Here is a 23,644-nt window from a genome sequence, read left to right on the forward strand (position 1 = left end):
CCAAAAAAATTTGCTGTCAGAGAATCTCCAGCCGGTCACCGGACGTAATGCCGCAATGCGCCATCGTCAAATGTCCCGGATAGGTCCTATTTCTATTGGTGACCCGTACCCAATGGCCTTCCCGCTGATGTCTGGTGACACCTTTTGCTTCCCGGGCGATGTCCGCCAACTTCTTGAATGTGTGGTAGTCCGACAGCCTGAGGTCAAATACGCCCCCCTCATATCGGGACAAATCCACAGTGACTTCAATATACATCCGAATACCTCCCATTAAATGAAGGAAAAGCGCCTTCCGGATAATTTGAAAGGCGCTCAACTATTCCATCCAGCAATCAGCTGCGGATCTGGCTTGCAATCTGCTCGTCCGCATCACGCAGGGCATGGCCGGTGCGGTTCAGCTGTACAGCGATTTCAGAGAGAAGGTCCTGCATGTCGATGAAGTGCGGCTTCAGGCGCTCGTACTGTTCCGCGAATGCACGGCTGGACGCCCCTTCCCATGCAGACTGAAGTTCAGCGATCATGCCGTCCAGACGGCCGATTTGAGCCGAAACCTCGCTGGATTCGTTATTGTAACGGTTGGACATCGCTTCCAGTTCGGCAGGGGTTACGCGAATAATTCCTGACATTCCATCCATCTCCTTTTCAAACTTTCATATTAAAATAACTGCTGTTCGCAGGTATTTCCGGCTTTGGCTCCATCCACAATAACAGCGCGCAGCCTGTCGGGTGATTCACAAAAAACATTGCAGCGTATTCCTATTGGCGGATACACCCCGAATGTTCCTCTTAATTGAATAACATCCAGTCACAACAATGTCAAAAACGCATCCGATGACCCCTTCCCGAAAACGTGACAAAAGACCTCCACCGACCGGAATAGCATGAGGTGAGAAAAGCATTTATTAAACAGACGCTTACATTCAATTAGACCTTTATCCCTACATAATCGATTTTTTCGGCTATAAAAGTCTGGTTCCAACCCAACATTCAAAGGCACAAAGTTTCATTTTCATTTTCTTATTCTTTCCATTTACCTTGAACTAAGCTATCTCTTATTCAAAGTAATATAGGGCTGAAAGTTTACCTAAACTTGGTCAAATTCATACAAACTTCATAGGCCGTTAACATTCGATAGTGATAGAATGAAAGGGATTTCAATTAACTGAATTGGAGGATCGATGGATGAACCATTCTAAAAAAGCGGTTAAGGTTACCGGGGCGCTGCTGCTGTCAGCCGGAATGCTGTTTGCATCGCCCGGACCCGTCAATGTACTGGCGGAAGTTCCGGGAGATGCCGTCAAGCTGAGGATTTTGGAGACGACCGACACTCACAGCAACCTCTTCAGCTACGACTACTATAAAGGTGCAGCCAACGAGAACTTAGGTCTTCTGAAGGTCGCATCAGCAGTGGAGGCGGCAAGAACTGAAGTGAAAAACTCTGTGCTTGTCGACAACGGGGACACCATTCAGGGGACACCGCTTGGCACGTATTATGCGACGGTCAACCCTGTCGGGGATGATGAAGTACACCCTGTCATCAAACTCATGAACCTGCTGGACTACGATGCAGCCGTCCTCGGCAACCATGAATTCAACTATGGCCTCGACTTCCTGGAAAAGACATACGAAAAGGCGGAATTCCCGTACCTGAGTGCCAATGTGTACAAAGATGACGGAGATGACAACCCGGACAATGATGAGCTGATGTACGAGCCGTATGAGGTTGTTGACAAGGAAGTGACCGACGAAGCCGGCAACACCCACACGATCCAGATCGGTTACATCGGCTTTGTCGCCCCTCAGATTGTGAACTGGGACAAGTCACACCTGGACGGCAAGGTCATTTCCAAGGACATCACGGAATCCGCCGAAAAATACATTCCGGAGATGAAAGAAAAAGGAGCGGATGTCATCATCGCGATGGCCCACTCCGGATTCGACAAATCGGCGGAAGCCGGAACAAAAGCTGAAAACGCTGTTCTCCCGCTTAGCCAGGTAGAAGGCGTTGATGCGATCACCTTCTCCCATGCCCATGACATCTTCCCTGCTCCTGCAGGCGGAACTCTCGGCTCCAACTTCATGGACGGAGATGATGTCGTCGCCTCCATCGATGCGGAAAAAGGAACCATCAACGGCATTCCGGCAACAGAAGCCGGGTATGGCGGGGAATATCTCGGCGTCATCGACCTGACCATCGAACCGGACGGCGATGGCTGGAAAGTGACTGACGGCAGCTCAGAAGTCCGCGCGGTGAAGGATTACGAGATGCACGGGACATTTACAGAGGACATCAAGCCATACCATGAGGCGACTGTCGAATACACGGAAACGAAGATCGGTACGACCACCTCTCCGATCCACAGTTATTTCGCCCTGGTACAGGACGATCCATCCATCCAGATCGTGACGGAAGCACAAAAAGCCTATGCCAAGGACTTTATCGAACTGAACGCTCCGGAATACAAAGAGACGCCGATCCTTTCCGTCGGTGCACCGTTCAAGGCCGGCCGTAACGGTGCTGCGGACTTCACAGATATTGCAGCCGGTGATCTGACAATCCGAAGCGCTGCAGACCTGTATCTGTATGACAATACGCTGAAGGCGGTCCTGCTGACAGGCAGCCAGATCCGTGACTACCTCGATCGCGTAGCGGCGAACTTCAATACGATTGATCCGGATGCGGAGGGGCCTCAGGAACTCCTGAACCCTGACTTCCGTTCCTACAATTTTGATGTGATTGATGGGCTTACCTATCAATTCGACATCACAAAACCTGCGAAGTACGATGCCGACGGCAACCGGACGGATGCAGAAGAAAGCCGCGTTACCAGCCTTGTTTATGACGGCAAGCCGGTAGACGAGAACCAGGAATTCGTTGTCGTTATGAACAACTACCGACAAAGCGGCAACTTCCCTCATGTCGCGGGTGCACCGCTGATCGTCGATTCCGCTGAGGAAAACCGCCAGGTGCTCATGGACTATATCTCGGAGCAGAAGGAACTCAATCCTGCAGCAGACAACAACTGGTCGATCGTACCGATAGAAGGAGATCCGGTCCTGACATTCAAGTCCAGCCCGGAAGCCGAGAAATATGCGACAGATAACATCACCTATACGGGCGAGACGGATGAAGACGGCTTCGGCATCTTCACGTTCGAGCTCGGTGGCAAAGTCATCCCTGGTCCTGAGCCGATCAAATCGTTCCCGGATGTAAGCGACCGCCATTGGGCGAAATCTTACATCGACCACCTCACCTCGATGAAGATCGTCAAGGGCTTCCCGGACGGCACATTCGGACCTGAAAAGCCGATCACCCGCGGACAGTTCATGTCCATGACGGTCCGTTCCCTGGGCCTGAGCGACGGCACCCTTCCGTTCGAGGAAGAACTCGATCTTGCGATTGAGGCCGGCATCACGAACCGGACAGCGGATAACTTCGGAGCGGCCAACCTGATCAGCCGTGAACAGATGGCAGCCATGGTCGTCCGTGCCTACTCGGTGAAGATCGGCAAGCCATACGAAGCAACAGCCGAGGCTGACTACCTTGACGGTGATTCCGTCTCCCCTTGGTTCGAGGAAGAAGTCAATGCCGCTTATGAACTCGGCTTCATGACCGGAAGCGAAGATGGCAACTTCAACCCGCAGGGCCATGCCGTACGGGCTCATGCAGCAAAAGTCATCTCTCTATATACGAAGAAATAAGCCTTTATCCCCGCGCAACCTGACGTGCGGGGATGTTTTTATGTTAAATTATCTAAAAAATCTATTATTTCAGGTCAAATCACGCTATGATAGGTTCTATCTCCGGCAGGAAGATACATAGGTTTGAAAAATCGAGAGTTGAGGAGGAGTGTCTGTGGATCTGTTATTGGAAAAAATCGTAGGGTGGCTCTGGGGGCTGCCGCTCATCTTCACGGTCCTGTTCGTTGCGCTGTATTTCACTATCGGAAGCAAGGTTTATCAGCTACTTCATCTGCCGCATATTTTCAAGGCGACATTCGGCAAAGTGTTTTCTAAAGAAGAACGGGAGCGTTCAAAAAATGAAAAAGGCATTCTCACGCCATTCCAGGCAGTCAGCACGGCAATCGGCGGCAGTGTGGGCGTGGGCAACATCGGTGGAGTCGCGACTGCGATTGCGGTCGGCGGACCCGGTGCCGTCTTCTGGATGTGGCTTACGGCCATTTTCAGCATGATGACAAAGATGGTCGAAGTCACGCTCGCCGTCCATTATAGAAGCACCGATGAGAAGGGAGACCCATACGGCGGACCGACCTATTACATGCAAAAAGGGCTCGGAGAAGAAAAGAACTTCAAGTTCTGGTGGATCCCCGCATTTCTCTTCGGCTTCGGGATCTTCTCGACTTTCTTCATTACGCTCCAGAACTATACGGTCGCCGAAGCAATCGATTCTTCGTTCGGTTTCGGGCTGATCCCGTCGTCCATCATCTACGTAGTCGGAATTTACCTGATCATCCTCGGAGGCATCAAACGGGTCGGTGAAACGGCCGCCAAGCTGATTCCGGCGATGTGCCTATTCTATCTGGTGGCAGGACTGTATATCATTTTTTCGAATGCAGGAGACATCTTCCCTGTCTTCGGCCTGATCTTTGGCAGTGCATTCACCGGCATGGCTGCGGTCGGCGGATTTACCGGGGCAGCTGTGGCGCAGGTCATCCAGATGGGCGTTGCCCGCGCAGTCTACTCCAACGAAGCCGGCTGGGGAACGTCTCCGATGATCCACTCCACCGCCAAGACCGACCATCCGGTCAAACAGGGCATGTGGGGCGCTGCAGAAGTCTTTATCGATACGATTGTTATCTGTACAGTCACTGCACTGACCATCATCATCACCGGATTGTGGTCGAGCGGCCTGGACGGCGCATCGCTCACTCTTGCAGCTTTTGAAGAGGGCATCGGTGAAGTTGGCCGCTACGTCATCACGATATCCGTTTTCCTATTCGGCCTTACGACGACCAGCGGCTGGTACACATACTATGAAATCCTGTTGAGACAAGTTTTCGGAAAGCCTGAGCAGGCATCGCTGAAAAATAAAGTCCTGAAGTTTTTCCAGCTCCTCTATCCGCTTCCCGGACTCTTGCTCGTCATCTATGCGGTATACTACGAGCTTCCGGGCAAATACGTCTGGTACTTCGCCGACATCACGACTGCCATCCCGACATTCATCAACCTGGTTGTCCTTCTGTTCCTGAGCAAACGTTTCTTCGAACTTCTCCGGGACTACAAAGCCCGCGAGCTTGGAGTGGGCATCCCGGATCCAAATTTCAAAGCATTTTACGAAGACCGGAAAAAGTGATTCCCTCTTCCCTGCCGTCGTGACCGTTTATTTGGATTCCCCCAGGGAATAGTAAAGGGAGAATTTCAAACACGGGAGGGAACCTGATGGACACAAAAGCAACTGCACAGAAAATACTTGATGAAAGCATGGTCGGCACAATGGCAACCGTCCAAGGCGGCAAGCCGTTTACCCGATACATGACATTTTTCAATGATGGCTTCACCTTGTACACGGCCACCTCGAAACAGACTGATAAGGTCGATGAACTTGAGGCCAATCCTCACACCCATATCCTGATTGGTTACGAAGGCGAGGGCTTTGGTGACGATTACCTGGAAATCATGGGAACTGCCGAGGTCACGGATGACGAAGGCCTGATCGACAAGGTTTGGAATGATGCGATGGAAAGCTATTTCGAAGGACCTGATGATCCTAATCTTGTGATCCTGAAAGTACAACCTGATGCGATGCGTGTCATGAACAAAAAAGGACAGCCTCCGCATGACGTATCGTTTTAAGGAAAACTTCAGCCCTTCCGGTTATTCTCCGCCGGAAGGGCTTTTTAGAATGTTCAGGATGTCTCAGGCCAACTGTCACGGGGTATAGTTGAATAATTAATGCCGGGCGGTCCCCAGAAAAGGAGAGAATGGTGTGAATCCCAAATTCGAGGAAATGCAAAAGCGTCTGAGCCATATCGGAAACTTGAACAACTACATAGAACAACTCATTGACAAGGTGCCGGGAAACCTGATCTCGCAAAAACAGCGGCGTAAACTGATCGATGCCATTACGGACGACGAGGATCTGAACGCCCTTCTGGAAGGCCTCAAAAACCCACGCCCTCCCCGATTCGTTCTCGTCGGACGGACCGGCGTCGGTAAGAGCAGCCTGATCAATGCAATGAGCGGAAAATACCTTGCCGAAGTCAGTGACGTGGAGATTGGCACGAAAAAAGCCAGGAGGTTCACCTACGAGTCTGAAGGACAGGTTTACTTTGAAGTCATCGACACGCGCGGCATCGGAGAATCGGAGACCTTTGATACAAAAGCGGAAGATGAACTTGCAGGGGTGATCCGTGAGTTCAGGCCGGACGCGCTCCTCTTTCTTCAGAAAGCGACGGAGCGGGCACATATCGATAAAGATGTCCTCATCACCAAGCAGCTCATGGAAAAAACGGGCGGCGAACTGCCGCTGATCGCGATCCTCACGCATATCGACGAATTGAACCCTTCCCGCATTAAGGAACCTGACCTGTACCCGAAAGACAAGATCGATCTGATCGCAGAAAAAACCGGACAGCTGGAACGCATCTTCATGCAGTACGGGCTGGATGCAACTGCGATTCTCCCGGTCTCCTCTTACATCGAATGGAGCCGGGATCCCGACAACGTCCCGGATGGCGAGCATGACCATCCCGAAATCGCTTTTGACGGCCGGAAAGGCATTGAGGAACTTCTGGATTTTTTGGAGGAAAGCCTGGATGTCCGGGCAGCCATCCATCTTGGGCTGACGGTCCGGCTGAACCGGGTGGCGACCAGGATAGCTGAGCGCTTTATCCGGATCTTTTCCGCGCTCAGCGCGACCGTAGCCCTGAGCCCGATCATCGCGTCGGACATCGCCGTACTCCTCACCCTTCAGTCGATGCTCATGATGATCATCGCCTACCTGTCCGGCAGGGAACTGGAATTCAAGACAGCGAGGGATTTGCTGATCTCACTTGGCGGCATCGGTGCAACTGGCTTTACATTGCGAATGGTCGCCCAGCAGGGAAGCAAGTTTGCGAATCTTGTATTCCCTGGAGCCGGCTCGGCGCTCAGTGCCTCCATTGCCAGCGGTGGCACCTATGCCATCGGCAAAGCCGCCACCGCCTATTATTTGAGAGGTGTTCCCGAAAATGAACTCCAGCAGGTTGTCAAAGAGGCCCAGAAAGAGTTCGAGGAAGAACAGAAAAGTGAAAGCAAAACAAATCCGTTAGAGTGAATGAATATACACCCTTATGCAACGGATAATGTGCAAAGTAAGTACCCGCACATTGAAAAAGACGGCTGCCCCAAATGCGGGTTGCAGCCGTCTTATTTCTTTTTGCCCATTTGACGGACCGGATACATGAGGAGATCACCGGCAAGCTCTGCGGCTCTGGACCAGAGAGCCCCTTTTCCTTCCACGAGGCGGCGAACCGTCATCTCCGCCTGTTGCTGGCGTTCCTGCAGTTTCAGCAGGGTATCAAAGCCGCTCCGGACAAGCCCTCTCAGCCTTTCCTGCATGCACTCGGCGACTTCCGGAAAGAATTCGCTGAAGTGATCTTCCCCGATCCACTTTTGTGCCTGCGCCGCTTTGTCGATTTCCTGCTTATAGTACACGGACTGCGACTCCATCAAGTAATACAGGTCAAGTGCATCATGGATCCGGCTTAGCTTGCCGTAGCCGATATTTTTGGCCCTGTACAGCTTCACTGCCTCGCGCACGTCTTCACCGCGGCTGTGGCGCCGGGGCTTGTCCTGATGAAGCACAGCGTAGCCGGAGTCGGGAAGGGCCGGATACCAGCGCCGGAACTTTTCCTCAAACTCCACCAGCACTGCCGCCATCTCTCTGCGTGCTTCTTTTTCATATTGCCCTTTCGGATAATAATAGTCCAAAAGCTCCGCACGTTTCTTCCGCCTAGCGAGCCAACCGCCTGCCTCCGGCCAATCCGGATACGGTCCCGCCGGGCGCTTGTCCCTTTCTTCCATGATGCACTCCCCCTTTCATGAAGTCCTTTTCTCTCATTATACGGCTTTTTCCGCATATCTTCATCTTTTGGAGCCATAGGAAAAGCCTCCGCGGGCAGCGGAGGCCTGGCATTTGATCATTTGATCCACTTGTGGCGCATCGGACTCTGGTCGTCTTCTCCGTATACCGGATCCTGTCCGGGGATACCGGCATTGCCGATCGTATTTTTCGCCTGCGCTGCCTTGGCCGGATCGCGCTCCATCAGATTCGGTTCCGCCCCTTCGGGATAGGCGCCGACCACTTCGAAGTCATCCGACGATTCCACTTTCATATGTCCCGTGCCGGCGGGCAGCAAAATCACATCTCCCGGTTTGACCTCGAGCCTCTGTCCGGAATCCCCTCCCGCCAGGATCGTCCCGGTTCCGCGTCGTACACCCAGCACTTCGTGTGTATTGGAGTGATAGTGCAGATAATCATAAACATCCCCAGACCAGCTGTTTGTCCAACCATGGCTGTTGAATGCCGCTTCGATCTCTTCGGGGCTGCGCCCGCCGTCTTCCCCGTCAAATGCATTCTGGTAGAAAATGACCGGAAGCGCCGGGTTATTCGGAATCTGTCCGTCTTCTTTCAGGAAAAACGATTGTACTTGAATATCCATCTGATCCGTCCTTTCTTCCATTCTTCCATAGTTGCTCTATTTATCATTTACCCGTCTGCCGTTTCGCTAACCGTTTCCTTTTTCCGTACTGCCAAATTTCAATTTCAAAATACCTCCGGGGCATTTAAATAGGTCTTTTCTCACTTAATAACGTTGCTTTCTGACAAAGAGATGCGCCAAAATCCAATTTTGCCACCTTCAAAATCGGATTTTGAGCATTTGACAATCACATTATCGGTTTCGACCGCCGCCCACAGGTTTTATAGGCTGAATGTACCCGGGAAAACGTTGCGCCGTGCACGGCCGGAAAGGCCGACCGATGAAGCCGAACACAGAAGACCTCATTATGCAATATGAACCGATGATTTCCGCCATGCTACGCCAGCTCAACATTCGCCGCGATCATGACAATTTCCGTCAGGCGGCGCGCCTTGCGCTTTGCCAGGCATGCTCAAGATACGACAGCAACCGTGGCCATTTCGCTCCCTTTGCATACCGGACGATCCGCGGAGCGATGCTGGATGAATTGAAAAAAGAAAGCCGTCACGCGGATGCGGGTTCAGCCGTCGGTCCCGAAGTGCTAGAGGCATTGGTGGGACGGCATGGGCCCCATGCAGATGCGCCGCTCCCCGACGACAGGCTCCCGCTGCTGCGTGAGGCCTTGGCACGGTTGCCCGAAGAGGACCGGCTCCTGCTCACCAGACTCTTTGCGGAGCGCATGCCCTACGCTGAATGCGCACGGATTGCAGGAATCTCCATTCCCGGCATCAAAAAGCGGCGTGAACGCATTTTGGCAAGACTCAGGAATCAGATCACTGCGATGATCGAAGAGGAAGCTTCTGTTTAGCCGGATGTCCCGCGGGTAAAGATAACCGTAAATGATAAGAATTCCAGGAGGGATTGCAAATGGCAAAAGTGATCACAGTTGAAAACGGCCTGCAGGCACGCGAAGAAATCAATAAGCTCGTCACACAGGGATACGACAAGGAACACATTTATCTGTTCGCACACTCTGATGACCGGGAAAAAGACATCGCGGAAGCCCTCGATATAGAAACAGCAGGCATGAGCGATACCGGCTTCTTCAAAGGAATGAAGAATCTCGTCGCAAAGCGCGGCGATGAACTCCGCTCCGAATTCCAAGGTGTCGGGCTGTCCCAACAGGAAGCAGACGAGTACGAGAAGGTGCTGGATGAAGGTCGCCTTGTCCTCGTTGCCCAGGACGCAACGGACAAATAAGCAAGCTGAAACGCCGTCCGATCCGGGCGGCGTTTTCAGCACTTATAAACGGATGTGCATAAACTGATGAAAAGCCGCACAAATGAAGAAAGGAGGAAGCAGCATGGGCATTCATAGTTTTTTCACCAGTATGAACGACCTGGAACGGATCATCCGCGCACCCGGCAAATTCAAATTCGAAGAGCATAATGTTGCCGCACATTCATGGAAAGTGGCGCAATATGCCATGTTTTTCGGCACGCTTGAAGAAATGCACGGGGCGGATGTTGACTGGAAGTCCCTTTATGAGAAAACGATCAACCATGACTTCGCCGAAGTCTTTATTGGAGACATCAAGACGCCCGTCAAGCATTCCTCCCCCGAACTTAAACAGATGCTGGCCACAGTCGAGGAAAAGATGATGGAAAAGTTCATCCTCAGGGAGATCCCGGAAGCGTTCCAGGAGGTCTTTTTCCATAGGATGAAAGAAGGCAAAGACGGCACCCTGGAGGGACGCCTTCTTGAGCTCGCCGACAAACTTGACCAGTTCTATGAAGCATACGCAGAACTCAAGCGGGGAAATACCGAGCCTGATTTTATCCAGATGTATGAAATCGCTCTGACAAAGATCCTGGATATGCCGCTTGAACAGAGCGTTACCTATTTCCGAGATGTCATTCTTGAAGATGTCGTCAGTGAAAAGACAGCGGTCGACGTCAAAAGCCTCACCATGCGGATCCTGAATGACCAAAAAAATTAAGCGCCAAAAATGTGAATGTTGTTTGAACTATTGCTATTAAATGCCATAATCCGAAAATTCGGTATTGAAAACGCTTGAGGTACTGTGTATAATTATGAAATCAGACTCATAGCATTTTCTGAGAAAACATAGACGGAAAAGAACAAGGAATCCAAGCCGGTTCCTTTTTTCGGTTCCAGGAAAGGAATGATGCAACATGCAGATGGTCAGAGACGTTAAGGAAGAGGCACGGCGCAACGCAAACGATTATGTTCATCAGGTCTTCGAACTCGTCAAACGGCGCAATCCTGGACAGAAAGAATTCCTCCAGGCGGTCCGTGAGATTTTCGATTCTCTTCGCCCCGTCTTTGCACAGCACCCCGAGTACATCCGGGACGGCATTCTGGAGCGGATCGTCGAACCCGAACGGATCATTTCATTCCGGGTGACGTGGGAAGACGACAACGGGAAGGTCCATGTGAACCGCGGTTACCGTGTCCAATACAACAGTACGCTTGGACCGTATAAGGGCGGGCTCCGCTTCCACCCTTCCGTCAATGACAGCATCATCAAATTCCTGGGCTTCGAGCAGATTTTCAAAAACGCGCTGACAGGTCTTCCGATCGGAGGCGGCAAAGGCGGCGCCGATTTCGATCCAAAAGGCAAGACAGACCGCGAAATTATGCGCTTCTGCCAGAGCTTCATCACCGAACTGAGCAAACATGTCGGTCCGGATACGGACGTCCCTGCGGGCGACATCGGTGTCGGCAAGCGTGAGATCGGCTACATGTTCGGCCACTACAAGCGACTGCGCAACGCTTACGAAGCAGGCGTCTTTACCGGGAAGGATCCCGAAAGCGGCGGCAGCCTCGGTCGGAAGGAAGCGACAGGCTACGGCCTTGTCTATTTCACAGATGAGATGCTCAAGCACCATGGGCTGAACCTTAAGGACAGGACCACTATCGTATCCGGATCCGGCAACGTATCGATCTATGCGATGGAAAAAGCAATCGAATACGGCGCAAAAGTCATTGCCTGCAGCGATTCAAACGGCTATATATATGACCCTGCCGGGATCAATCTCGACACCGTCAAGCAACTGAAGGAGGTCGAGCGCCGCCGGATCAAGGATTACGTCATGTTCCACCCGGATGCGACCTACACGGAAGGCTGCGCGGACATCTGGTCAATCCCGTGTGAAATTGCACTTCCTTGTGCCACACAAAATGAACTCGATGAAGCGTCTGCTGCTAGACTCATTGAAAACGGCCTGATTGCAATTGCTGAAGGTGCGAATATGCCATGCGACCAGGAAGCGATCGACATGTTTATCGAGAACGGCATCCACTATGGCCCGGCCAAGGCAGCCAATGCCGGCGGCGTTGCAGTGTCCGCTATGGAAATGTCCCAGAACAGCATGCGCTATTCCTGGACAGCTGAAGAAGTCAATGAAAAGCTGCACCGCGTCATGAAAGACATTCATAAAAACTGTGTAGAAACTGCAGAGCAGTATGGCTTCAAGAATAACCTGATGGTCGGCGCAAATATAGCCGGTTTCAGGAAAGTCGCGGATGCCATGGTAGTCCACGGCCTGCATTGATGCAAATATTTTTTTCACCCCAACTCCCCTTTTTCGGGGAGTTTTTCTCTTGGGGGCAAAAAATCCTCACATGAAAGCCCATACAAGTCAAACTAGTGGTATAATAATTTCGAAAACGAATACATATGGCAAGGAGCCGTTGATATGCTTAAAGAATTCTTTATCGGTCTTTCCCAAAATCAGTTCCTGAACGCTGCCGCACAGAAATACGGCCTTCAGCTCGGCGCGCAAAGTGTCGTGGCCGGTACGGATATTCATGAAGCTATTGAAACAATAAAGGAATTAAATAAATGCGGAATATCCGCTACAGTAGATAATCTCGGGGAATTCGTCCATGACCGCGAGGAGGCGGCCGCTGCCAAGAATCAGATTCTGGGCGTTGTGGAAGCGATTCATGAGGCGGGAGTCGATGCGCATATCTCCCTAAAGGCTTCCCAGCTCGGCCTGGACATCGACTACGGCTTTGCCCTGTCCAACCTGCGGGAGATTGTCGGGGCTGCCGCAAAATATGACATGTTCGTCAACATCGACATGGAAGACTATGCCCGCCTCCAGCCATCGTTTGATATTTTGGATGAGCTCTCGAAAGACTACTCAAATGTCGGTACGGTCATCCAGGCCTACTTCCATCGGGCGGAAGACGATATCCGGGACTATAAGGACTACCGGCTCCGCATCGTGAAAGGTGCTTACAAGGAACCGGCAAACGTCGCTTTTACTGAGAAGGAAGAAATCGATCGCAACTTTATCAAATTGATCGAGTACCATCTTCTTCACGGTAAATTCACATCAATCGCGACGCATGATCACCATGTCATCGATCATGTAAAGAAATTCGCGGAAGAAAACCAGATTCCACGGGACAATTTCGAGTTCCAGATGCTTTATGGGTTCCGCCGTGATATGCAGCACGACTTGGCAGCCGAAGGCTATAATTTCACGACATATGTACCATTCGGCAAAGATTGGTACGGCTACTTCATGCGCCGTCTGGCTGAGCGTCCTCAGAACCTGAATCTGGTCGCCAAGCAGGTATTTACACCGAAGACCAATGCCGCCATCGCCCTTGCGGCAGGTGCCTTCCTGCTGGGGCGCATGTCGAAGCGCCGTTGATCACGAATCAGGACCGCCCCCGAATTTACGGGGGCGGTCCTTTTATCTGGTCAGCATTTATTTTTCCGACAGCCGGACGATCGTTTCCGCAAGCAGACGGCAGCGCGGGATGAAAGAGCCGACTTCCATGTACTCATCATCGCGGTGGGCGTTTCCTCCGACGGGTCCCATCCCGTCGATCGTCGGCACTCCTGCGGCAGAGGTGTAGGATGCATCCCCTCCCCCGCCTGTTGCAGTGTCAGTCACTTCAATTCCGATCTCGGCACCGATGCCCCTGATCAGCTCGATCAGGCCGGCCGTCCCTTCTGTCCGCTCCATCGGCGGACGGTTGATGGCGCCCTCGACTGTGATGGTGGTCCCTTCCACGTCGGGATCTGCACAGATGTCGCGGATCGCTCGGTCAAGCGGCTCCGCCTGGGACAGCTTCGTCGTGCGGATATCCACATAACCGACAGCTTCAGGCGTGACGACATTCACCGCATCTCCCCCCTGGATAACGCCGACATTGACGGTGATGCCTTCCCTGTAGTCTGTCAGCGCATGGAGTTTGATAATCTTGTGGGCAAGCTCTTCCGTGGCGCTTCGTCCTTTTTCCGGTTCGATGCCGGAGTGCGCGGCAACGCCATGTACACGGATCGTGTAGTCTCCTCCGCCTTTGCGGGCGCTGACGAGTGAGCCATCCTTGCGTGCGGGCTCCATGATCAGCGCGGCCTTTTTTCCTTCCGCATGGGCCTCGATCATCGGACGGCTCGTGATCGAACCGATTTCTTCGTCGCTTGTGAGGAGGATTTCGATATTGTCCAGGCCCTGGCGTTCGCTGTCTTTAATGGCCTGTACGGCGTACAGAAGCGAAACGAGGCTCGCCTTCATGTCGATGACGCCCGGCCCGTATGCACGTCCATCCTTCACTGAGAATGGCCGCTCCGCTACCGTACCGTCACGGAAGACGGTATCCATGTGGGCGACAATCAGTATTTCGGGATCCTTCGCATCCTTTTGCCGGATGATGAGGTGGTCGCCCTGGACCTCCTGGCTGACAGTCTGGACGTCAAACCCCAGATTAACATACGCTTCTTTCAGGATTTTTCCGACCTTGTCGATTCCCGCTTTATTTCGCGAGCCGGAGTCAATATTGACAAGCTGCCCAAGCAGGCCGAGCATCTCTTCCTGACGGCTGTTCAGGAATTGTTCCATGGTCATTCACTCCATTCGCTGTCTAGTTGATAATTACCTTTCCATTATACCGGTTCGGAGCTTTTAGTTGAAACTGCCATTCTATGTAGTTGCAAGCAGAAAGATGATGCGAAAGGCAGAAAACTTTTCGACAAAATCCGACTTATCCAGATTCTGTGGATAACTCTATGCACATTATCCACACTGCCGAACGCGGAATGAGCCGTCATTCACACACACTATCAACAGGTTATCCACCGGATTTTGTGGATAAAGGAACAGTTGTTCCCGAAATGTTTCTTTGGTAAATTGAATTTACGGGAATGGCGGCGGTCCGCACTTCTCAGACTGTTGTTCCGGAGGTGAACGAGTTGGAAAGATTGACGGACGATCAGCTTATTGACACCTATCTCACGGCGATTGCACACGGGCTCAGTCAACGTTTTATCCTGCTACTCGAGAAAGAGATTATGCGCCGCACCTTCGTACAAGATAAAGACTTGTTATGTCCGGTATGAATGATGAAGCAGATGGCACCGGTGTCAAAGCATCAACTTTACACCGGTATGCTTTCTGCTTTTTGTGTGCAAACAAAAAGCCGGGATTTTTCCCGGCTGCTCAGACAACTCTTTCTCCCTTTTTCCAGACGGCACTTACATGGTTGATACCGAACAGATATTGGAGCTCCTGATAGCTCTTCACATTCCACATGACGAGATCTGCCTGCTTGCCCTGTTCGATCGAACCCGCCTTGTCCTGCACTCCGATAGCATATGCGGCATTGATCGTCGCCGCGACAAGGGCTTCTGCCGGGGTCATCCTCATGGAGATGCACGCCAGGTTCATGACAAGCGGCATCGATGTCGTCGGGGAAGAACCCGGGTTGCAGTCGGTCGAGATGGCGACCGGCACACCCGCGTCGATCATCTCCCTTCCCCTTGCAGCTTTTTCTCTCAGATACAGGGCAGTTGCCGGGAGAAGGCAGGCGATCACGCCCGCTTCCTCCATCTTCCGGATCCCCCCGTCGGATGCCTTTAGCAGATGCTCCGCGGAGATGGCACCGACTTCGGCGGCAAGCTCAGCACCCCCATAAGGTTCGATTTCATCTGCATGGATCTTCGGCGTCAGCCCATGCCGCTTCCCTGCTTCAAGGATACGCCGGGACTGTTCGGGCGTGTAGACACCGACTTCGCAAAAGACGTCATTAAAGACAGCCAGTTTTTCCGATGCCACGGCCGGAATCATCTCATCGATGATGAGGCTGACGAATTCCTCTTCCCTGCCTTTGTATTCCGGCGGGACGGCATGGGCACCCATGAAAGTCGGCACAATGTCGACCGGATGCCGTTCGTTCAGCTGTTTCATGACATCGAGCTGCTTCAGCTCGGTCTCGAGATCCATCCCGTAACCGCTCTTTCCCTCGACCGTTGTCACACCGTGCCGGAGGAACGAATCAAGCCGTCGTTCCGCCTGCAGGTACAGGTCTTTCTCCGTCGCATCCCTCGTCATACGGGCGGTCGCGTGAATACCGCCGCCGGCATTCATGATATCCATGTAGGAAGCGCCCTCGAGCCTCATTTCAAATTCCCTTTCCCTGCTTCCTCCGTAAACGAAATGGGTATGCGGGTCGACGAGCCCCGGCGTCACGAGCTTGCCATAAGCCTCGAAAACATCCGCATCTTCCTCCCATTCCCCGAACTGCGTATTCAGCTCGGCGGTCGTGCCGACTGCCTTGATTTCACCGTTTTCGATCCAGACGCTTCCGTCTTCGATCAGGCCGAGTTCAGACATGCCCGCTCCTGTCCTGGGCCCATTGCCGTCTGCGACCGTCACAAGCTGGGCCGCATGCTTAATCCAGAGAGGTCTTCTCAAGACGGATCCTCCTTCCCGAGCATCGGGATGTCGATACCCTTGTCCCTTGCTGTCCGGATGGCAACTTCGTATCCCGCGTCCGCATGGCGGGCGATGCCCATCCCGGGATCGCTCGTGAGCACCCGCTCCAGTCTTGCCTCCGCTTCCTTTGTTCCGTCCGCCACAATGACCATCCCTGCATGCTGGGAGTATCCCATTCCGACGCCTCCGCCATGATGGACGGATACCCAGGTCGCCCCTCCGACGGCATTGATGAGGGCATTCAGGATGGGCCAGTCGGACACCGTGTCGGAACCGTCTTTCATCGCTTCGGTCTCCCGGTTAGGAGACGCGACAGAACCCGAATCGAGATGATCGCGGCCGATCACGATCGGCGCCTTCAGCTCGCCTGATGCAACCATGTCGTTGATGATTTTACCGAAGCGGGCACGTTCCCCGTATCCGAGCCAGCAGATTCGGGAAGGGAGGCCCTGGAATTCAATCTTCTCCTGCGCCATCCGGATCCAGTTGCAGAGTTGAACATTGTCGCTGAATTCCCGAAGGATCACTTCATCCGTCTTCCTGATGTCTTCAGGGTCGCCGGACAGCGCCACCCAGCGGAACGGCCCCCTGCCCTCGCAAAACTGCGGCCGGATATAGGCCGGTACGAATCCCGGGAAGTCAAACGCCCGGGTGACACCTTCGTCTTTTGCCACCTGCCTGATGTTGTTGCCGTAGTCGAACGTCACTGCGCCCCTGTCCATCATGCCAATCATGGCACGGACATGGCCCCCCATCGACGATTTCGCCTTTTTCACGGCAAGTTCCGGGTCCGAAGCCCGTAGCTCTCCCGCCTCTTCCGCAGTCATTCCGGACGGGACATAGCCATTTAGCGGATCATGCGCCGATGTCTGGTCGGTAAGCACATCCGGGATGAATCCGCGTTCAAGCAACACCGGAAGGACATCGGAAGCATTCCCCAGCAGTCCGATTGAAAGCGCCTTGCCTTCTTTTTTTGCTTCTACCGCAAGGCGTATGGCTTCATCGGCGGAATCAGTCTTTTTGTCCAGATACCGCGTCCGGATCCGCTTGTCGATGCGGCTCTCATCCACTTCTATCGCGATGCATATCCCTTCCGCCATTGTGACGGCAAGCGGCTGTGCCCCGCCCATGCCCCCGAGACCAGCCGTGAGCGTGATGGTGCCTTTGAGGGAGCCCCCGAAATGCTGGCGGGCAAGTTCTGAGAACGTCTCATACGTACCTTGCACGATTCCCTGGGAGCCGATATAGATCCAGCTTCCCGCGGTCATCTGCCCGTACATCATGAGTCCGCGGCGGTCGAGTTCATGGAACGTCTCCCAATCGGCATAGGCAGGGACCAGATTCGAATTGGCGATCAGGACACGCGGCGCATCCCGGTGTGTCCGGAATACGGCCACCGGCTTTCCCGACTGGACAAGGAGAGTTTCGTCATTTTCCAGCCGCTTCAGCGCGGCGACGATTGCATCGAACGATTCCCAGTTGCGTGCCGCCTTGCCGATCCCCCCATACACGACCAGCCGGTCCGGATGCTCCGCCACATCCGGATGGAGATTGTTCATGAGCATTCTCAGCGCAGCTTCCTGCAGCCACCCTTTCGTATGCAATTCCGTTCCGGTATAGGCAATCACTCTTTCCGCCGCATCATTTGTATGCGCTTTCAATTTCATCGCCTCCCTTTTCCCCATTGTACAATGAATGCAGAAATGGGACATCAGGATCGGGATAATGTTCAGCGCTTTAGTGAGGGAGCATACGAAAAAAGCCCCCGAAACCGTTTTGCCGGGTCAGGCAAAAGATTTCAGGGGACTCATCAGGCTGGTCTGGACAGATGACGCTTGTCAGGCTGTGGCCGGACTGCTTTCCCGCCGTTCTTTCAGGAAGTTCACGACGAAGATCGCACCGACAATCACGATGCCGATCACATCGGAATAGGTTTCCGGGATAATCATTCCGACGGCCCCTGCTCCAAGCAAAATCCGGAAAATCAGATTCATATCTGTCCGGAAGTAACCTTCGATTGCCGAACTCAGGGCGATAATGCCAATCACCGCAGTGACCGTGATCATCAGGATATCAAACGGTGCAGCCATTCCAAACTCCCTGGCATTCGTGGCAATGCCTTCCGTATCCAGCATCAGCATCGCAGGGTTATATACGAACAGATAAGGAATCAAAAACCCTGCCGCAGAGAGTTTAAGGGCATGGAAGCCCGTTTTCATCGGATCTCCGCCGGATATCCCGGCTCCTGCAAAAGCAGCCAGCGCGACAGGCGGTGTGATGTTGGCAAAGATTCCGAAATAGAACACGAACAGATGGGCGACGATAATCGGGATGTCGAACTCGGCCAGCGCAGGCGCCGCCATGGTTGCCGTGATGATATAGGCAGGAATTGACGGAAGCCCCATACCGAGAACCATTGATGCCAGCATGGTGAAGAACAGGGTCAGGAAGAGGGAACCCGCTCCAAGGCTTGCAATAGAAGAGGTCATCACGTTACCGAAGCTGGTCAGGCTTACGACGCCGATGATGATTCCGACTACCGCACAGGCGACCATGACAGAAAGCGACTGCCTGGCGCCACTGTCCAGCGCGGCCAGGATATCACGGAAGCCCATGCGGGTCTCTTTTCGGATGGCCGCGATAATGACCGTGGAAATAATCGTGTAGATCGCAGTCTGGCCGACCGGAACCCCTTGGTATAGGAAGAAGACGAGCAATAGGATAGGAAGCAGAAGATGCCCTCTTTCTTTCATGACTTCCTTGACCCGCGGCAGATCGGCCTTCGGAATGCCTTTCAGCCCCCTGCGTCCTGCGCGGAAGTGGACCTGCATGATGACACCCAGGAAGTAAAGGAGAGCCGGGATCAATGCGGCCAGCGCGATGGTCCCGTATTCAACACCTGTCGTTTCGGCCATGATGAACGCGCTCGCGCCCATGATCGGAGGTAGGATCTGTCCGCCGACAGAGGCACTTGCTTCCACTGCTCCGGCGAAGTTTTTGGAGTAGCCGATCTTCTTCATCATCGGGATGGTGAACGCGCCGGTACCCACTACGTTGGCCACGGCGGCACCATTGATGCTTCCCATGAAGCCGCTTGAGATGACGGCAACTTTTGCCGGACCGCCCTGTTTGTGTCCGGCCAGCGCAAGCGCCAGGTCATTGAACAATTGACCCATTCCGGATTTGGCCAGGAAAGCACCGAACAGGATGAACAGGAAAATGAAGTTTACCGAAGCTCCGATCGCAGTTGAGAAAAGCCCTTCCGTCTTCAGGTACAGCTGGCCGAAGATGTCCCCCAGATCGAACGGACGGGTCGCCATACTAATGGGAACCCATGCCATATGACTAAAGAATGGATAAGAAAGGAAAATCAGCGCGAGCACAGGCAGGATCCAACCGGTCACCCGACGTGCCGCCTCCAGAACAAGCAGCACCGTCACGATTGCCATGACAATGTCAGCCGTGTTCGGTATCCCGCCCCTCGTCGTGACGATGGCCGTGTATTGGGAGATCAGATAGCCGGCCGTTGCAATGGCCCCGATGAACAGCAGCCAGTCCAGCCAGGGAACCCGGCTGCGGCTCTGTTTTTTAGTCATCGGGTAAAGCAGAAAGATGAGCCCGACCCCGACTGCCACGTGTACTGCTCGCTGCTGCAGTGCCGGAATCGGATTAAACGTTGTGTACAGGTGAAAGACCGAATACAAAATGGCGACAATCGAAATAAACAGCACAACTGTCCGTTTGCTGATTTTCCGTGTCCTGGAATCTGCATCAAATTTCTCAAGCAGCGCTTCCTGCTTTTGCTCATCCAGGAACTCCGTTTCCGCGGCAATTCCTTTTTTCTCAGTTTCGCTCATGATGGGCACCTCCGATCAGCCGCCAAAGCGGCACCTGTTGATGTGTAATTCTGACCGTCCACCGTTCCCCTCCGGAATCATAAAGTGGACGATCGCCTTTTTCCGTGTATAAAGTTGTCCGGACATTGGCAGATGTTGAAATAGTCAGTTCACCGATTTGCTGCTCCAGGGCCATGTGGACAAAGCCGTCATCAGACGGAATGACCTTTCCATCCGATGGAACGCCTGCCCCGAATGTCTTAAACCGGGTTTCCGTGAGATAGAGCTTCCCGTCACGCACTTCATATGTTTCAAACCACGGCTCTTTTTCCACCGAGTGGATCCAACCGACTTCAAACCGGTCAACGGGAATATCTTCTTGCCAGCCATCTGTGGTGACACGGATGGCGGAAACGCGTATTAAAAGAGAAAGAAGGAGCATAACGACCGCTATGCCCCCGAAGATGAAGCTTTTGGATTTCATTGCTCGTCATAGTACTTTTGCGCTCCCGGATGGACCGGTGCGACCATGCCTTCCTGTGCCCCCTCCAGAGAAATGTCGGAAGCAGCCTGGTGGGAGTTCTCAAGTGATTCCAGACTATCGAAGAATTCCTGCGTCAGTTTATAGACGTCGTCTTCCGACAGCTCGGACGACACGACAAGGGCGTTCATGATGGCTGCAGTCGGAACGGCTTCTTCATTGCCGTATGTATCCGCCGGGATTTCCATAGAGATGAAATATGGCTGTTCTTCTGCGATCTCTTCAACTTTTGCCGGATCGACAGAGACCATGCTAAGATCCAGGCTCTTCGACAATTCAAGGACGGAAGAGTTTGGCAGGCCGCTTGTCAGGAATGCCGCGTCAATCTGGCCGGAACGCAGGCCGTCAGCCGCCTCGGCATAGCCAAGGTAATCGACTTCAATATCGTCATAGGTGATACCGTGGCCTTCCAGAAGGTTCCGGGCATTGACTTCGACTCCGGAGTTCTGATCACCCACTGCCACCCGCTTGCCTTTCAGATCATCGACCGTTTCGATTCCCGAATCTGCAGTCGTCACGATCTGGACAAAGTTCGGATAGAGAGCGGCAATTTGCTGGACCTGGTCGACCGGTTCGCTAAAGTTGCCGGTACCGTCAACCGCTTCCGTCAGGACATCACTCATCACAAATGCCATCTCAACTTTGCCTTCCTTGATCAAGTTGATATTTTCAACTGAAGCACCAGTTGTCTGCGGCTTCGAGTTGACGCCGTATGCATCTGAATACTCGCTTGCCAGCGTGGTGCCGATGATGTTGTAAGGGCCGGATGCACCGCCGGTTGCGATTGTCACGATCCGGGTATCAAGTCCTTCCGAATTACCCCCGCCATCTCCGTCTCCTCCGGCAGAATCTCCGTCATCACCGCCGCATGCAGCAAGCACCATTGCACTCAGCATGGTCCCTGCTGCGAGTGCTGTCCATTTCTTCTTCATACAAAATCCCCCTTTTTGTTAGCCGTTCTTTGGAACTATTGATTGAAGCCATTATAGCAATAGAAAGAAAGCGCAAACAAGTCGAATGGGAAAGAACGTTCAGATTAATTGAATGTTACTGATAATTTTAACTGCAATTCAACGGCGCCTGAAACCTTGCCAATGCCTGTTCCGTATAAATAGATAACCAAATTGAAACGGAGGCGGTCGTGATGACGAGACTGATCAGAACCATCCTGGCGGCGACGCTCCTGCTATTCCTGTTTCCGGCCGCCGCGATGGCTGTTGACTTCGAAATAACGGACAGCACGATCGAAGCCAAAATGGACAAAAGCGGAAGGGTCAATGTGACCGAATATCACACTTACCAGTTTGATGGTGATTTTAATGGGATGACCCGGATGCTCGTCCCCAAAGAGGACACCGATATCACTGGATTCAGTGCCTTCGAGGATGGGCAGCCGCTCAAGACCGAGAAAGATGGAGACCTGTACAAAGTCTTCCGGGGCGGTGAAGATGAGAAGGTAACGGTCGAATTACGTTATGTCATTGAGGATTCCGTTATCCTTTATGAGGACGGGGCTGAGTTCTACTGGCCATTCTTCGATGACCGCAATGAAGCGGACTATGGCAGGATGATCATTACGGTCGCACCTCCGGAACCTGCTAGCGGAACGGAAGTGATCGGCTATGATGAGGCGGCCGGGACCGGAACTGTCGAGTCTGACGGCAGTGCCCGGTTTGACCTGGGCCATGTCGGTTCTGGAGAAAACGGGGATATCCGTGTTGTCTTCGACGGCTCCCTATTCCCTTCCCTGAATACCGTATCCGGCACAATCCGCAACACCATTGCAGATGAACGGGTACGGCTTGCCGAAGAACAGGAAGCTGCGGAAGCCCGCCACCGGAATGCAGTCCTGATCGGCAATATCATGCTGCCGTCTGCGGGACTCCTACTCCTTGCCGTCGGCTGGATTGAATGGAAGTCTGCACGCCGTAAACGGGAATCAGCGAGACTCCAGGCGGAAGAAAACGGCTTCCGCGCACCGGATGAGACAATCAGCATGCCTGCAGCCGTGCAATTCACTGCAACGGCCATCAGTGCCGAACCTGAACGCCTTTCCGCGGCCCTGCTCGACCTGATCCGTAAAGGCCAGGTTGTCCAGGTGACTGAAACCCGGTTCGAAGAAACAGACCAGGTACCGGAACACAAGCACGAGGAAATCTTCCGTTCCATCCTCTTTGACAGCTTTGGTGACGGGACAGGCTCGTTTGATCTGGATGAGCTGAAGCGACGGACCGAAGACGATGAGGAAGCCGGTGAGTACAGCAACCGGGTGGCGGAATGGATGGGAACCGTGGCCGAGGAGATCAAGGAGGCCCGGCTGAGGGAAGCCCATCCCGGAACGTCCGGGCTCCTCGTCCTCACAGGAAGCGTCCTTGCCGGCACCGCCATTTACTTCGGCATAGCCGGTGCACTGGTCCACCTGGCCATCGCCATACCGCTTGCCGCGGGTTGCCTGATCACGGCCGCTTTCCTCAGGCCGCTCAGCGACAAAGGCCATCTTATTCGTGAACAATGGCGGGCGTTCACCGAAAAATTGGACGGCGTCGACTTGGAAGACTGGCAAGCCATGCCGCGCGAAGATCGTCTCCGCGGCTATATCTATGCGATCGGCACCAAAAATAAACACATCGATCTGCCATTTGCGCGATTTGCGGAAACGCGGCAGGCTTCCCCGGAAGCGCCGGTCTTCTTCGGATACGATCCACTCATCATGAACCGCTCATTTGCCGTTGCCGGCACACATGCCGCCCACTCTTCAAGCTCCTCGTCCTCCACCAGCTCAGGCGGAGGCACCGGTGGCGGAGGCGGAGGATCTGGAGCATTCTGACTCCGGTCGCCATCAAAGAGAAAAGCTCCATTCCGGATCAG

The 23,644-nt window shown here is 53.3% G+C and carries 21 protein-coding genes; 11 read left to right on the forward strand and 10 right to left on the reverse strand.

Features of this window, described 5'->3' with window-relative positions:
• Positions 1-16: 16 nt before the first annotated feature.
• Positions 17-256, reverse strand: a complete 240-nt coding sequence (locus BMX91_RS02260) for an EsaB/YukD family protein (RefSeq protein WP_092049440.1) — start codon at positions 254-256, stop codon at positions 17-19.
• 76 nt (positions 257-332) lie between these two features.
• Complete coding sequence (locus BMX91_RS02265) at positions 333-626, reverse strand: WXG100 family type VII secretion target (protein ID WP_092049442.1); 294 nt, start codon at positions 624-626, stop codon at positions 333-335.
• 556 nt (positions 627-1,182) lie between these two features.
• Between BMX91_RS02265 and BMX91_RS02270 the strand changes: the two genes are divergently transcribed.
• The 4 genes from BMX91_RS02270 to BMX91_RS02285 all read left to right on the forward strand — a co-directional run bounded on the left by BMX91_RS02270 (position 1,183) and on the right by BMX91_RS02285 (position 7,276).
• Entirely contained in the window at positions 1,183-3,702 is a 2,520-nt protein-coding gene (locus tag BMX91_RS02270) for a bifunctional 2',3'-cyclic-nucleotide 2'-phosphodiesterase/3'-nucleotidase (protein ID WP_092049445.1), read from the forward strand.
• Between the two features lie 154 nt (positions 3,703-3,856).
• Positions 3,857-5,314 carry an alanine/glycine:cation symporter family protein gene (locus BMX91_RS02275; RefSeq protein ID WP_092049447.1) on the forward strand — a complete coding sequence of 486 codons (1,458 nt, stop codon included), beginning with the start codon at positions 3,857-3,859 and terminating at the stop codon, positions 5,312-5,314.
• An 86-nt stretch (positions 5,315-5,400) separates the two neighbouring features.
• Positions 5,401-5,814, forward strand: a complete 414-nt coding sequence (locus BMX91_RS02280) for a pyridoxamine 5'-phosphate oxidase family protein (protein WP_092049450.1) — start codon at positions 5,401-5,403, stop codon at positions 5,812-5,814.
• Positions 5,815-5,947: 133 nt separating this feature from the next.
• The gene (locus BMX91_RS02285; protein ID WP_092049452.1) at positions 5,948-7,276 is read left to right on the forward strand and encodes a GTPase family protein; all 1,329 of its coding nucleotides are present in this window, start codon (positions 5,948-5,950) and stop codon (positions 7,274-7,276) included.
• Positions 7,277-7,368: 92 nt separating this feature from the next.
• Here BMX91_RS02285 and BMX91_RS02290 read toward each other — a convergent pair whose 3' ends face one another.
• Both BMX91_RS02290 and BMX91_RS02295 read right to left on the reverse strand, forming a co-directional pair.
• Positions 7,369-8,025, reverse strand: coding sequence for a hypothetical protein (locus BMX91_RS02290; protein ID WP_092049454.1), 657 nt, complete (start codon positions 8,023-8,025; stop codon positions 7,369-7,371).
• A 116-nt stretch (positions 8,026-8,141) separates the two neighbouring features.
• Positions 8,142-8,663: a cupin domain-containing protein gene (locus tag BMX91_RS02295; RefSeq protein ID WP_092050733.1), complete on the reverse strand. Its 522-nt coding sequence runs from the start codon at positions 8,661-8,663 to the stop codon at positions 8,142-8,144.
• Positions 8,664-8,982: 319 nt separating this feature from the next.
• On the opposite strand from BMX91_RS02295, the gene BMX91_RS02300 reads away from it, so the two are divergent.
• From BMX91_RS02300 to BMX91_RS02320, 5 genes are all read left to right on the forward strand, one after another.
• On the forward strand, positions 8,983-9,510 hold the full coding sequence (locus BMX91_RS02300; RefSeq protein WP_177168231.1) for a sigma-70 family RNA polymerase sigma factor: 528 nt from the start codon (positions 8,983-8,985) through the stop codon (positions 9,508-9,510).
• Between the two features lie 59 nt (positions 9,511-9,569).
• Complete coding sequence (locus BMX91_RS02305; RefSeq protein WP_092049458.1) at positions 9,570-9,902, forward strand: general stress protein; 333 nt, start codon at positions 9,570-9,572, stop codon at positions 9,900-9,902.
• A gap of 103 nt (positions 9,903-10,005) precedes the next feature.
• A complete protein-coding gene (locus BMX91_RS02310; RefSeq protein ID WP_092049460.1) occupies positions 10,006-10,641 on the forward strand; it encodes a YfbR-like 5'-deoxynucleotidase in 636 nt (211 codons plus the stop codon).
• Positions 10,642-10,837: 196 nt separating this feature from the next.
• Positions 10,838-12,220, forward strand: coding sequence for an NADP-specific glutamate dehydrogenase (gene gdhA / locus BMX91_RS02315; RefSeq protein ID WP_092049462.1), 1,383 nt, complete (start codon positions 10,838-10,840; stop codon positions 12,218-12,220).
• A 144-nt stretch (positions 12,221-12,364) separates the two neighbouring features.
• On the forward strand, positions 12,365-13,333 hold the full coding sequence (locus BMX91_RS02320) for a proline dehydrogenase family protein (RefSeq protein ID WP_092049464.1): 969 nt from the start codon (positions 12,365-12,367) through the stop codon (positions 13,331-13,333).
• Positions 13,334-13,390: 57 nt separating this feature from the next.
• Here the strand turns inward: BMX91_RS02320 and BMX91_RS02325 are convergent, their stop codons facing one another.
• Positions 13,391-14,527 (reverse strand): M20 family metallopeptidase, encoded by a 1,137-nt coding sequence (locus BMX91_RS02325; RefSeq protein WP_092049467.1) that lies wholly within the window; start codon positions 14,525-14,527, stop codon positions 13,391-13,393.
• A 350-nt stretch (positions 14,528-14,877) separates the two neighbouring features.
• Between BMX91_RS02325 and sda the strand changes: the two genes are divergently transcribed.
• Positions 14,878-15,024, forward strand: coding sequence for a sporulation histidine kinase inhibitor Sda (sda, locus tag BMX91_RS02330; protein ID WP_143059338.1), 147 nt, complete (start codon positions 14,878-14,880; stop codon positions 15,022-15,024).
• 100 nt (positions 15,025-15,124) lie between these two features.
• Here the strand turns inward: sda and hutI are convergent, their stop codons facing one another.
• From hutI to BMX91_RS02355, 5 genes are all read right to left on the reverse strand, one after another.
• Complete coding sequence (gene hutI / locus BMX91_RS02335; RefSeq protein ID WP_092049472.1) at positions 15,125-16,378, reverse strand: imidazolonepropionase; 1,254 nt, start codon at positions 16,376-16,378, stop codon at positions 15,125-15,127.
• On the reverse strand, positions 16,375-18,060 hold the full coding sequence (hutU, locus tag BMX91_RS02340; protein ID WP_245744211.1) for a urocanate hydratase: 1,686 nt from the start codon (positions 18,058-18,060) through the stop codon (positions 16,375-16,377). The genes hutI and hutU overlap by 4 nt, the downstream gene beginning before the upstream one ends.
• A gap of 177 nt (positions 18,061-18,237) precedes the next feature.
• Positions 18,238-20,256 carry a TRAP transporter permease gene (locus BMX91_RS02345; protein WP_092049478.1) on the reverse strand — a complete coding sequence of 673 codons (2,019 nt, stop codon included), beginning with the start codon at positions 20,254-20,256 and terminating at the stop codon, positions 18,238-18,240.
• Positions 20,243-20,719: a DUF1850 domain-containing protein gene (locus tag BMX91_RS02350; RefSeq protein WP_092049481.1), complete on the reverse strand. Its 477-nt coding sequence runs from the start codon at positions 20,717-20,719 to the stop codon at positions 20,243-20,245. Before BMX91_RS02350 ends, BMX91_RS02345 begins: the two co-directional genes overlap by 14 nt.
• Positions 20,716-21,708: a TAXI family TRAP transporter solute-binding subunit gene (locus BMX91_RS02355; protein WP_092049484.1), complete on the reverse strand. Its 993-nt coding sequence runs from the start codon at positions 21,706-21,708 to the stop codon at positions 20,716-20,718. Before BMX91_RS02355 ends, BMX91_RS02350 begins: the two co-directional genes overlap by 4 nt.
• A 212-nt stretch (positions 21,709-21,920) precedes the next feature.
• Between BMX91_RS02355 and BMX91_RS02360 the strand changes: the two genes are divergently transcribed.
• Positions 21,921-23,603: a DUF2207 domain-containing protein gene (locus BMX91_RS02360; protein WP_092049486.1), complete on the forward strand. Its 1,683-nt coding sequence runs from the start codon at positions 21,921-21,923 to the stop codon at positions 23,601-23,603.
• The last annotated feature ends 41 nt before the right edge of the window (positions 23,604-23,644 follow it).

The organism is Bhargavaea ginsengi, from assembly GCF_900109165.1.
Taxonomy (GTDB): Bacteria; Bacillota; Bacilli; order Bacillales_A; family Planococcaceae; genus Bhargavaea; species Bhargavaea ginsengi.

Bases quoted from the DNA above. Each gene is read 5' to 3' on its own strand.
- BMX91_RS02260 (WP_092049440.1), bottom strand. From the start codon at position 256: ATGTATATTGAAGTCACTGTGGATTTGTCCCGATATGAGGGGGGCGTA.
- BMX91_RS02265 (WP_092049442.1), bottom strand. From the start codon at position 626: ATGTCAGGAATTATTCGCGTAACCCCTGCCGAACTGGAAGCGATGTCC.
- BMX91_RS02270 (WP_092049445.1), top strand. From the start codon at position 1,183: ATGAACCATTCTAAAAAAGCGGTTAAGGTTACCGGGGCGCTGCTGCTG.
- BMX91_RS02280 (WP_092049450.1), top strand. From the start codon at position 5,401: ATGGACACAAAAGCAACTGCACAGAAAATACTTGATGAAAGCATGGTC.
- BMX91_RS02290 (WP_092049454.1), bottom strand. From the start codon at position 8,025: ATGGAAGAAAGGGACAAGCGCCCGGCGGGACCGTATCCGGATTGGCCG.
- BMX91_RS02295 (WP_092050733.1), bottom strand. From the start codon at position 8,663: ATGGATATTCAAGTACAATCGTTTTTCCTGAAAGAAGACGGACAGATT.
- BMX91_RS02300 (WP_177168231.1), top strand. From the start codon at position 8,983: ATGAAGCCGAACACAGAAGACCTCATTATGCAATATGAACCGATGATT.
- BMX91_RS02305 (WP_092049458.1), top strand. From the start codon at position 9,570: ATGGCAAAAGTGATCACAGTTGAAAACGGCCTGCAGGCACGCGAAGAA.
- BMX91_RS02310 (WP_092049460.1), top strand. From the start codon at position 10,006: ATGGGCATTCATAGTTTTTTCACCAGTATGAACGACCTGGAACGGATC.
- gdhA (WP_092049462.1), top strand. From the start codon at position 10,838: ATGCAGATGGTCAGAGACGTTAAGGAAGAGGCACGGCGCAACGCAAAC.
- BMX91_RS02320 (WP_092049464.1), top strand. From the start codon at position 12,365: ATGCTTAAAGAATTCTTTATCGGTCTTTCCCAAAATCAGTTCCTGAAC.
- BMX91_RS02325 (WP_092049467.1), bottom strand. From the start codon at position 14,527: ATGGAACAATTCCTGAACAGCCGTCAGGAAGAGATGCTCGGCCTGCTT.
- BMX91_RS02345 (WP_092049478.1), bottom strand. From the start codon at position 20,256: ATGAGCGAAACTGAGAAAAAAGGAATTGCCGCGGAAACGGAGTTCCTG.
- BMX91_RS02350 (WP_092049481.1), bottom strand. From the start codon at position 20,719: ATGAAATCCAAAAGCTTCATCTTCGGGGGCATAGCGGTCGTTATGCTC.
- BMX91_RS02355 (WP_092049484.1), bottom strand. From the start codon at position 21,708: ATGAAGAAGAAATGGACAGCACTCGCAGCAGGGACCATGCTGAGTGCA.
- BMX91_RS02360 (WP_092049486.1), top strand. From the start codon at position 21,921: ATGACGAGACTGATCAGAACCATCCTGGCGGCGACGCTCCTGCTATTC.